The sequence below is a fragment of the Oceanicaulis sp. UBA2681 genome, assembly GCF_002354675.1.
Classification (GTDB): Bacteria; Pseudomonadota; Alphaproteobacteria; order Caulobacterales; family Maricaulaceae; genus Oceanicaulis; species Oceanicaulis alexandrii.
In genome coordinates this window covers 303,660-313,258 of the sequence record NZ_DEMB01000010.1, presented here as the reverse complement: position 1 = coordinate 313,258, position 9,599 = coordinate 303,660, and the positions used below count along the sequence as shown (strand labels likewise).

Sequence of the window (9,599 nt, the reverse complement as noted above, 5' to 3'; positions counted from 1 at the left end):
AGCTTTTGAGACAGGGACAGCAATTCGTCACGCTTGATGAGGTCAATCTTGTTGAGCACCAGAACCGCCTTGAGGTCATGGGCTTTCAGGCCATCGATCACGCGCTCCACATCTTCCACCGTGCGGCGCGCCTTGCTCAGCTGGGCGGCGGCGTCGACCACATGGACGATGGCGTCCGCATCATCGGCGCCTTCCCAGGCGCTGGCGACCATGGCCCGGTCAAGCCGGCGGCGCGGCGCAAACACGCCAGGCGTATCCACCAGCACCAGCTGGGCGGCGCCATGCATCATCACGCCGCGGACCTGAAAGCGCGTGGTTTGCACCTTGGGGGTGACGATGGAGACCTTGCGGCCCACCAGAGCGTTCACAAGGGTGGATTTGCCCGCGTTCGGCGCGCCGATAATGGCGACAAAGCCTGCACGCGTGGCGTTCTGATCAGCCATCTACGGCCTCCCGTTTGAGCATTTCCGAGGCCGCAGCGCGCTGGGCGTCCTGTTTGGACCCGCCCTCGCCGCGCGCCGGCGCGACACCGTCGAGCCGGACTTCAATTTCAAACATAGGCCGGTGATCCGGCCCCTTGCGCGCCACAGTCTCATAAATGGGGACGCCATAGCCTTTTTGCGCCGCCCACTCCTGAAGCTGGGATTTGGCGTCCTTGGGGCGGCGAGTCAGCTTATCAAACTCGTCCGCCCAGAACGTCGTGAAGAACGTGCGCGCAGCCTCGAGACCGCCATCCAGATAGAGCGCGCCGATCACCGCTTCGCACGCATCCGCGATGATGGATTCCTTCTCGCGTCCGCCCAGGCGTTCCTCGGCGGCGGAGAGGCGCAGCCCCTCACCCAGATCACACCGGCGCGCCGCGCGGGCGCAGGCGGACTTGTTGACCACCGCGTTCAAACGCTGGGCCAGCCCGCCTTCTTCCAGGTTCGGGAAGGTTTCATAGAGCTTCTGGCTCGCCATCAGGCCCAGAACCCGATCCCCGAGAAACTCCAGACGTTCATTGGACGACGCCCGCGACCGGCCATCACCGTGCGACGCATGGGTCAGCGCGCGCTCGAGAAGCTCCCGGTCCTTGAACCGGTAGTCGATGCGCGCTTCAAAATCTTTGATCCGATCACTCATGATACGGGGCTTCATTCTCTCAACTGGACCTTGGGTCAACCGCTTCAATCACTACGAAAGCCTGCGCATAGGGCGGCTCATCGCTCATGGTGAGGTGAATGCGTGCGTCCTGCCCGTCAGAACACAGGGCGTCGAGCTGGCTTCTCGCCGCGCCGTAAAGATCAATGCTCGGCTTGCCGCCCTTCAGGTTCATCACCTCGATATCGGTGAAGCTGACCCCGCGCCACAAGCCGCCGCCCAGGGCCTTGGCGCAGGCCTCTTTCGCTGCAAACCGTTTTGCATACGTGTTTATTCGTCCCGGCCGGGCTTCCGCCCGCGCCTGCTCGGCGGGAGTGAAGATCCGGTCCAGAAACCGGCGCTCGAACCGGTTAATCGCCCGCTCGATGCGGCGAATATCGGTCAGGTCTGATCCAATCCCAAGGATCACCGGGCGCGCTCCGCCTGCGCTTCATCCATCAAGGCGCGCATGTGTTTCACGGCCGTGTCGAGACCTGTAAAAATCGCCTCCCCGATCAGGAAGTGACCGATATTCAGTTCGGCGATCTCTGAAATGGCGGCGATCGGCTTCACATTGTCAAAGGTCAGGCCGTGCCCGGCATGGGGCTCGAGACCGCGTTTACGCGCCTCGACAGCCGCCAGACGAATACGCTCCAGCTCAGAGGACGCCGCGTCCGCGCCGCCTTCAAGCCACAACTCCGCATAACGCCCGGTATGCAGCTCGATCACCGGCGCACCCAGCACTTCCGCCACCGCGATCTGGACCGGGTCGGGCTCGATGAATAGCGAAACGCGACAGCCCGCATCCGCCAGTCGCCGCACCATGGGCGCGATCTGGTTATGCAGGCCCGCCACGTCCAGCCCGCCCTCGGTGGTGCGTTCCTCGCGCTTTTCTGGAACGATGCAGGCGGCGTGCGGTTTGAACGCCACCGCGATCTCGGTCATTTCCTCGGTCGCGGCCATTTCAAGATTTATCGGCAGGTCCGAGGCTTCGCGCACCTTTTGCAGATCTGCGTCCTGGATATGACGCCGGTCTTCACGCAGATGGATCGTCAATCCGTCCGCTCCCGCTGCATGGGCCATCGCCGCGGCCCGCGCCGGATCAGGATGAACGCCGCCGCGGGCGTTCCGAATGGTCGCCACATGGTCGATATTCAGTCCCAGGCGCTGGCGCGGCTGTGTCATCAGGCCAGCCCCCGGCTGCCCGGCTTGATCGCAGGAATGCGTTCCAGCTCTTCCGGCAGAGCGTCAGCGGGATAGGCGGGAAAGTTCACTGTGGCGAGCGCCACGAGCGGCACGCCCACATCGGCCTTGCCGCCGGAGCGATCCACGAGACAGCCCTCAGCGACGACTTTTGCGCCGGATTTCTCAATCGCGGTGATGCATTCGCGCGAGCTCAGACCAGTCGTGACGATGTCTTCAATCACCAAGACCCGGTCGGCGGCGGTCAACTCGAACCCGCGACGCAGAGCGAACTCGCCGTTCTCGCGCTCCACGAACATGAAGGGCAAGTGCATGTGACGGCTGGTTTCATAGCCGGGAATGATCCCGCCCATGGCCGGCGAGACGATGGCGGTGAACGGGCCATGACCCGCCGCCTTCAGAGCGTCCGCCAACGCCTTGCACAGGCGTTCGGTGCGCGCCGCATCGCGAAACACCAGCGCCTTTTGCAAAAAGACCGGACTGCGCAGCCCGGACGAGAGAATGAAATGACCTTCAAGAAGCGCACCCGCTTCCTTGAACTCCGCCAGCACGTCCTTGGTGGTCATGCGGTCTCCTTTAACGCAGGGTCTTCGGTGAAACGCGCGCGCTCCGCCGACACCACCCGGTCGCTGGTTTTCAGCGCCGAGACAATATTGGACAGATGTCGCGCATCGAACACCTCGACATCAAACGCCATCTCGAAAAAGTCACGCGTGCGCGACAGTGTTTTCACATCCGTGATGTTGCCGCGCGCATCGCCGACCACGCCCGCGATCTCAGCGAGCACGCCCGGTTCATTGCGGATGGTGGCGTGGATGCGGCCTATGGAGACGCCCCGCGTATCCGCTTCCGGCGTCCATTTGAGGTCAATCCAGTTGGCCAGGCTGGCGTCGTCTTCGAATTCGGCGAGCCGTTCGCAGTCAATCACATGGACCACGACGCCGCGCCCCGGCTGCATCACGCCCACAATCCTGTCGCCCGGCATGGGCGAGCAACATTCCGCGAAATGAAGCGAGACGCCCGGCGTCAGGCCGCGTCCGTGCACAAAGAGCGAGCCTTTGCCATCCTCGATCCGCTCGCGATCAGACAGCGTATCGCCGTCATATTCGCGCTGACCTGGAAAGACCGCATCCAGCATTTCAGACGAGCTGACGGTGCCGCGCCCCAAGGCAATCATCAGGGCCTCGACATCGTCCAGCTCCAGCCGTTTGAGCGCGTCGCCCAGAGCGCTGTCGCGGAATTCCTTGCCCTCACGCGCGAAGGCGTGTTCGGCGATGACACGGCCGATCCGGGCGAATTCTTCGCTTTCAGATTCGCGGATCAGCTTGCGGATCGCCGCCCGGGCGCGGCCTGTGCTGACCATATCCTCCCAGCCTGCAGGCGGATGGCGTTCGCCGCCTTTGACGATCTCGATGACATCGCCATTGCCCAGGCGGGTGCGCAAGGGACGTTCGCGGCCATTGATCCGGGCGCCAATGGCTGAATAGCCAAGCTCGGTATGCACTGCGAACGCGAAATCAAGCGGCGTCGCGCCATTGGGCAAAGCGATCAGCTGGCCCTTGGGCGTGAAGCAGTAGACTTGGTCTGAGAACATCTCGAGCTTGGCGTGTTCGAGAAATTCGTCCGGATCGCCGCCCTGCTCCAGAATTTCGACGAAGGGCCGCAAACGGTCCAGCGGATCGCCGCCCGCCTCGCGCGCCGCCTTTGGATCATAGGCGTAACCGTCGTCAGTCTTGTAGCGCCAGTGCGCCGCGACGCCGGTATCCGCCACCAGCTCCATCTCTTCGGTGCGGATCTGCAGTTCAATGCGGATATTGCCCGGACCGATGATGGTGGTGTGAAGCGAGCGGTAATTGTTGGGCTTGGGCGTGGAAATATAATCGTGAAACCGCTCAGGCACGCAGCGCCAGGTCCGATGGACGACGCCCAGTGCGGCGTAGCAGGCCTCAGCGTCCTCAGTCAGGATGCGGAAGGCGTAAATGTCGGCGATATCATCAAACGAAACGCCCTTCTTCTCCAGCTTGCGCCAGATCGAATAGGGCCGCTTTTCCCGCCCGAAGACACGACAGTCGATCCCGGCTTCGGTCAACCGTTCCGAGAGTGTCGAGGATACGATGGCGACAGCGTCCGCACGGGTTTCGCGTAGCTCGGTCAGACGCCGGGTGACGGATTCATAGGCCGCTGGATTGACGTTCTGGAAAGAGAGGTTTTCGAGCTCTACGCAAACCCGGTTCACCCCGATCCGCCGCGCCAAAGGCGCATAGATCTCAAGCGTTTCCCGCGCGACCCGCTCACGTTTCTCGGGCTTGGGCACATAATGCAACGTACGCATATTGTGCAGCCGGTCACACAGCTTCACCAGAAGGACGCGAACGTCGCGGGTGATGGCCACGACCAGTTTTTGCAGGTTTTCCGCTTGTTTGGTGCGCTTGGAGCCCAGCTCCATCTGCCCCAGCTTGGTGACCCCGTCCACCAGCTGAGCGACGTCCGCGCCGAACAAGCGCTCGATATCGTCGAGCGTCGCAGGCGTGTCCTCAACCGTGTCGTGCAACAAGCCGGTGCAGATCGTCGCCACGTCCAGACGCAACTCGGCCAGCAACATGGCGACGGCGACAACGTGGGAATAGTAAGGATGGCCGGATTGCCGCGACTGCCCTTCATGGCTGTCGCGGGCAAACTCATAGGCGCGCCGGATCAGGTCCGCGTCAGCTTGCGGGTAATAGGCCTGAACGCGCGCGATTAGGTCGTCGGCGCTCGGGATCGCGTCGGCGGAAGCGAGCGCAGACGGGGACGCCAGCGCACTCATGAGAGTTAGAGTCGGCCGTCAGCAGGGCCGTCACGGTCAGACTGCAACGCCTTGAGCATGGCGGTCTCGTCCATTTCAGGCGCAGGCAAGGCCGGAGCGGCGGGCGCTTCGGTCTGCGGGACGCGCTCTTCAATGCCGCCGTCTTCATCATCTGACGGGATGACGCGCTGCAGGCCGGAAATCAGGCTTTCACCCAACGTATCCAGATCCAGCTTCTCTTCTGCAATCTCACGCAGAGCGACGACCGGGTTCTTGTCGTTGTCACGATCAAGGGTCAGCTCGGCGCCGGCAGAGATGTTCCGAGCGCGGTGCGCGGCCAGAAGAACCAGACGGAACCGGTTGTCGACCTTGTCAATGCAATCTTCGACGGTAACGCGAGCCATGCCGGGGCGCTCCTTGAATACGTAAAACTTGAAAGACTGCTGATAGCTTATGTGGCGCCACGCTTCAACCTGTGCGTCGCAGCATGAAGCACACCCCCCGCAGGACGGCAGTCCTTGCGGTCAGTCCAGCTTAACCTGCTGATCAGCGTGTCGATAAAGTCTCCGCTGACCGGGCAGCGCCAGTGTGGCGCAATTTCGCGCAGAGGCAAGAGCACAAAGGCGCGGTCATTGACGCGCGGGTGCGGCAACGCCAGATCGTTTCCCGTCTTTGGCGCCCGGACCCTTGTTTTGAAATCAATAAGGTCAAGATCAAGCGTGCGAGGCGCATTCCGAACGGATCGGACGCGTCCGCAGGCCGTTTCAACCTCATGCAGGATCTGCATCAGGGCCGTCGGATCTTCACCTTCCCAAGCAATCTGGGCGACGGCGTTCAAAAAAGGCGGTTGAGACGGATCAGGCCAGGCGGGCGTCCGCCAGGGCCGCGAACACGAAAGGACCGAAACCTCACGTTCAGAGAGCAGTTGCAGCGCATGCTGCAGGTTTTCAAAAGGCGTGTGACGACGATAAGGTCGATTGGCTCCCAGGGCGATGAATATGCCCCGCTGAGCCTCATTCAAACGAATAGATTGTTGGAAAGGCATAGGCATGACCTTCTACCCGAACGAAAAGCTCGGTTTGTTCATTGATGGCGCAAATTTGTATTCCGCCGCTAGAAACCTTGATTTTGACATTGATTACAAACGCCTGCTTGAAGAATTTCGCAAGCGCGGGCGTCTGATCCGGGCCAATTACTATACCGCCTTGATTGAAAGCGAAGAGTATACGCCCATCCGCCCCCTGATCGACTGGCTGGACTATAACGGCTTCAAGGTCATCACGAAGGCGGCCAAGGAATATACCGACGATTCAGGACGCCGCCGCATCAAGGGCGATATGGATGTGGACCTGGCCATCGATGTGATGGAAGCCGCCGACTATCTCGACCATATCGTGCTGTTTTCCGGCGATGGCGATTTCCGCAAAGTGGTCGAAGCAGTCCAGCGCAAGGGCGTTCGGGTCTCTGTCGTCTCGACCCTGAAATCCTCCCCGCCCATGGCGGCCGATGATCTGCGCCGCCAGGCCGACACCTTCATCGAGCTGCGCGATCTGGGTCAGCTGGTGGGACGTGAGCGCCGTCAGCGCGAATTTGACGATGGCGAAAACGGTGATGACGAGTAATCCGGTCCCGGCGGAGCCCGCACCCGACTGCGCGCTCTGCCCTCGCCTGGTCAAATACCGGCTTGAAAACATCGCCGCTGAGCCAGACTGGTTCAACGGCGCCGTGCCCAGCTTTGGCGATCAGAACGCGCGTCTTCTGATCGTCGGGCTGGCGCCTGGCCGTGGCGGGGCCAATCGCACCGCCCGCCCCTTCACGGGCGATTGGGCGGGCGATCTGCTTTACCCGACGCTTGAGACGTTCGGCTTTTCCAAGGGACGCTTTGATCCTGACGGCCAGGATGATCTGAAGCTGGTGGACGCCATGATCACCAACGCCGTGCGGTGCGTGCCGCCGCAAAACAAGCCGATCGGCGCGGAAATGAACAATTGCCGCCCGTTCCTGACGGCCCGGATCAAGGCCCTGCCCCGACTGTCCACGCTGATCTGCCTCGGGCGCGTCTCACACGAGAACACGGTCAAGGCGCTGGGCTATAAACAATCCGCGTTCACGTTCGGTCATGGCGCGCGTCATTATGTGGAGGGGCCGAACGGGCCTCTGTCCCTTTTCGACAGCTATCATTGCTCGCGGTACAACACGAACACCGGACGGCTGACAGAAGCCATGTTTCACAATGTGTTCCGCGCCGCGCGGGCTCATCTGGACACATAACCCGAACGACGACGCTTAAGCCGTCTCGGAGGCCTTGTGCGCGGAGCGCGGCGCTTCATTGCGGAACAGCGCCGTATGCTTGATCTTTCCACGCTTGTCGGCGCGCACCGCGCGCGCACTAACGCCGGGAAAGACATTGTTGCGCAAATCGGACGCCACGGCCCGGCCGTGGCCGAACGGCGCGATAAAGTTGAAAAACCACAGACGGTCGCCGCCCACCCAGTCCGACTGCATTTCAAGCTCACCGAACGGCGCCGCCTTCATGGTCGCGATGGCGGCCTCTTCATGTTCTTCATGAAGCCACATCCAGCACACGCACGCCAAGGGGGCGTTGTCGCCAGAGCGATAGATGCGAAACTGTTGTGTCGAAATAGCGGATTCAAAGCTCGACACGATATTGCCCAAGGGCATTTGCGCGTAATTTGACGCACGAGACGACAGCCAGAGCATCTGGCCCAGCGCCGTCATCGGATCGAGTACATTGTCGGTCATAAAGGCCCGCTTGCGATAGTCATGATACGCGCAGCATCAACTGCACAGGAACAGACCGCCGCGAAAAGCACGAGGTTTACGCGGCGGCCTTATCAGCGAGCGTTAGCCGATGAACGGCAGCGCGCTCACCGTGTTGGCCAAATCGATTGATTTGGTCGACAGAACCGCCAGAGCCGCGGCGTCAAACGATGACACAGCGTCGGTCACATACTGAACCGAAGCAGACAGCTCTACGGGCAGCTCGACTGACGCGCCATCGTGGTTCGGTTTGATTCTCATCAAGACCATGGTCGTTCTCCTGAATTCTCCAGCCCACCAACGAGGGTAAAGCTCGATAAAAATTGCGGGATTTCCGCACGCTACTTTGGATAGCGGCGCTCTTTTCACGGTATCGAAGCCGTGGAATATCGCTATGACTATCCGTGTACAGCGCGTCTCAAATCATCGACATATCGTCCCAAACAGGCGTGAAGGACGAGAATAGTGTTCCGATGACGCTAACTCGCCTTATAGAGGTATTTCAGGCAGCCCCTGACGTGAGCGCCAGAGGGCGAATTGTATGAGCACACTGGACCGGTCAATCTTTGACACCCGCAGCGTCGAACCTCAGGAGCGGTTCGCGGTCTGGCGTGACAGCATCAATGTGGTCTTCGACGCGAAAATCGATATGCGGATCACGCCGACCCGTTTTCATGCGCAGGTTGACGCCACAGCGCTGGGCCAGATCGTTCTGGGCCGCATCACATCAGAAACCCAGTCCTTTGAACGACCGCCACAGAAAATCCTCACCGACGGTCTGGACAGCTATATCGTTCAGGTCTTCACCAAGGGTCATTGTGAAGTCCAGGATGGCCGGACGGTGCGTCAGGTCCGACCCGGCGACATCTACATCATTGACGCCAGCGCGCCCCTGCAAGCGGTCGATTACGGATTTCAGACCGTGTCCGCTGTCATCCCGCGCAATCTGCTCAGCCGCAGACTTGTCTCCGCGGACGGGCATCATCGCCGCGTCATCCCCCGGGAAACGGCGCTCGCCAAGTTGCTTTACGGGTTCATCCTGTCACTGGACGCCAATCGCGCCGATATGACCCTTGATGAAGGGCTCGCCTCAATCGAGCCGCTGCTGAGCCTGACCGAAAGCATCCTCAACGCACGCACCGAACAAGCATCCGTCAGTCTTGATGACGCCGCCATTGATTTTGCGGTTGTGAACGCCGTTCTGGATTTCATCGACGACAATCTTGGCGACCCCGCCTTGAGTCCGGAGATGATATCGGCCGCTCTGGGATTATCCCGCTCGCGACTTTACCGCCTGTTTCAGCACCTGGACGGCATCGCGAGCGAGATCCGTCGCCGCCGTTTGCGCAGGAGCTTGCATGATCTTCTGAACCCCGATCAGCTCGGATTGCAAAGAAGCGAAATCGCTTACCGATGGGGTTTCAGGTCAGACAGCGATTATATCCGCGCCTTCAAACGCCAGTACGGCCTGACGCCCGGTCAAGCCAAAGCCGCGCGCACATCCGTGCTTTCATCAGAGCCGAAAGCCGAAACGGTCTCCCAGCAGAGCTATGACGCCTGGATCCGCGCTTTCGCCAGATAGCCTTGAACGTGTCTAGCCGAAATTCTTCATCAGGCGCGATTTCTGGCGCTGCCAGTCGCGTTCTTTTTTCGTCTCGCGCTTGTCGACCGTCTTCTTGCCCTTGGCGAGCGCGATCTGAAGCTTGGCGAT

14 protein-coding genes are annotated in these 9,599 nt (G+C 61.0%); 3 read left to right on the top strand and 11 right to left on the bottom strand.

What is annotated here, in order from left to right:
* The 8 genes from B3M53_RS08215 to folK all read right to left on the bottom strand — a co-directional run.
* Window positions 1-443: GTPase (locus B3M53_RS08215; protein WP_286800063.1), on the bottom strand; the 443-nt coding region annotated here is incomplete at its 3' end.
* Complete coding sequence (rnc, locus tag B3M53_RS08210) at window positions 436-1,122, bottom strand: ribonuclease III (RefSeq protein ID WP_273146913.1); 687 nt, start codon at window positions 1,120-1,122, stop codon at window positions 436-438. The genes B3M53_RS08215 and rnc, both read right to left, overlap by 8 nt.
* 19 nt (window positions 1,123-1,141) lie before the next feature.
* Window positions 1,142-1,549, bottom strand: coding sequence for a holo-ACP synthase (gene acpS, locus B3M53_RS08205; protein WP_022702177.1), 408 nt, complete (start codon window positions 1,547-1,549; stop codon window positions 1,142-1,144).
* Window positions 1,546-2,304: a pyridoxine 5'-phosphate synthase gene (locus tag B3M53_RS08200; RefSeq protein WP_160091762.1), complete on the bottom strand. Its 759-nt coding sequence runs from the start codon at window positions 2,302-2,304 to the stop codon at window positions 1,546-1,548. The genes acpS and B3M53_RS08200 overlap by 4 nt, the downstream gene beginning before the upstream one ends.
* Complete coding sequence (gene pyrE / locus B3M53_RS08195) at window positions 2,304-2,888, bottom strand: orotate phosphoribosyltransferase (protein WP_286800061.1); 585 nt, start codon at window positions 2,886-2,888, stop codon at window positions 2,304-2,306. Before pyrE ends, B3M53_RS08200 begins: the two co-directional genes overlap by 1 nt.
* On the bottom strand, window positions 2,885-5,128 hold the full coding sequence (locus B3M53_RS08190) for a RelA/SpoT family protein (protein ID WP_022702174.1): 2,244 nt from the start codon (window positions 5,126-5,128) through the stop codon (window positions 2,885-2,887). Before B3M53_RS08190 ends, pyrE begins: the two co-directional genes overlap by 4 nt.
* Window positions 5,129-5,133: 5 nt before the next feature.
* Window positions 5,134-5,511 (bottom strand): DNA-directed RNA polymerase subunit omega, encoded by a 378-nt coding sequence (gene rpoZ, locus B3M53_RS08185; RefSeq protein ID WP_160091763.1) that lies wholly within the window; start codon window positions 5,509-5,511, stop codon window positions 5,134-5,136.
* 47 nt (window positions 5,512-5,558) lie between these two features.
* Entirely contained in the window at window positions 5,559-6,152 is a 594-nt protein-coding gene (folK, locus tag B3M53_RS14690; protein ID WP_349678828.1) for a 2-amino-4-hydroxy-6-hydroxymethyldihydropteridine diphosphokinase, read from the bottom strand.
* A gap of 4 nt (window positions 6,153-6,156) precedes the next feature.
* On the opposite strand from folK, the gene B3M53_RS08180 reads away from it, so the two are divergent.
* Both B3M53_RS08180 and B3M53_RS08175 read left to right on the top strand, forming a co-directional pair.
* Window positions 6,157-6,729 carry an NYN domain-containing protein gene (locus tag B3M53_RS08180; RefSeq protein ID WP_286800060.1) on the top strand — a complete coding sequence of 191 codons (573 nt, stop codon included), beginning with the start codon at window positions 6,157-6,159 and terminating at the stop codon, window positions 6,727-6,729.
* Window positions 6,719-7,378 (top strand): uracil-DNA glycosylase, encoded by a 660-nt coding sequence (locus B3M53_RS08175; protein ID WP_286800058.1) that lies wholly within the window; start codon window positions 6,719-6,721, stop codon window positions 7,376-7,378. Before B3M53_RS08180 ends, B3M53_RS08175 begins: the two co-directional genes overlap by 11 nt.
* 15 nt (window positions 7,379-7,393) lie before the next feature.
* Here the strand turns inward: B3M53_RS08175 and B3M53_RS08170 are convergent, their stop codons facing one another.
* The gene (locus B3M53_RS08170) at window positions 7,394-7,870 is read right to left on the bottom strand and encodes a toxin-activating lysine-acyltransferase (RefSeq protein WP_286800057.1); all 477 of its coding nucleotides are present in this window, start codon (window positions 7,868-7,870) and stop codon (window positions 7,394-7,396) included.
* Between the two features lie 102 nt (window positions 7,871-7,972).
* Entirely contained in the window at window positions 7,973-8,158 is a 186-nt protein-coding gene (locus tag B3M53_RS08165) for a hypothetical protein (protein WP_022702168.1), read from the bottom strand.
* Between the two features lie 271 nt (window positions 8,159-8,429).
* Here B3M53_RS08165 and B3M53_RS08160 point away from each other — a divergent pair, with 271 nt between their 5' ends.
* The gene (locus B3M53_RS08160) at window positions 8,430-9,470 is read left to right on the top strand and encodes a helix-turn-helix domain-containing protein (RefSeq protein WP_286800055.1); all 1,041 of its coding nucleotides are present in this window, start codon (window positions 8,430-8,432) and stop codon (window positions 9,468-9,470) included.
* A gap of 12 nt (window positions 9,471-9,482) precedes the next feature.
* On the opposite strand, the gene B3M53_RS08155 is transcribed toward B3M53_RS08160, so the two are convergent.
* Window positions 9,483-9,599 (bottom strand): SsrA-binding protein (locus B3M53_RS08155; RefSeq protein ID WP_349678831.1); only part of this gene is annotated, 117 nt, incomplete at its 5' end.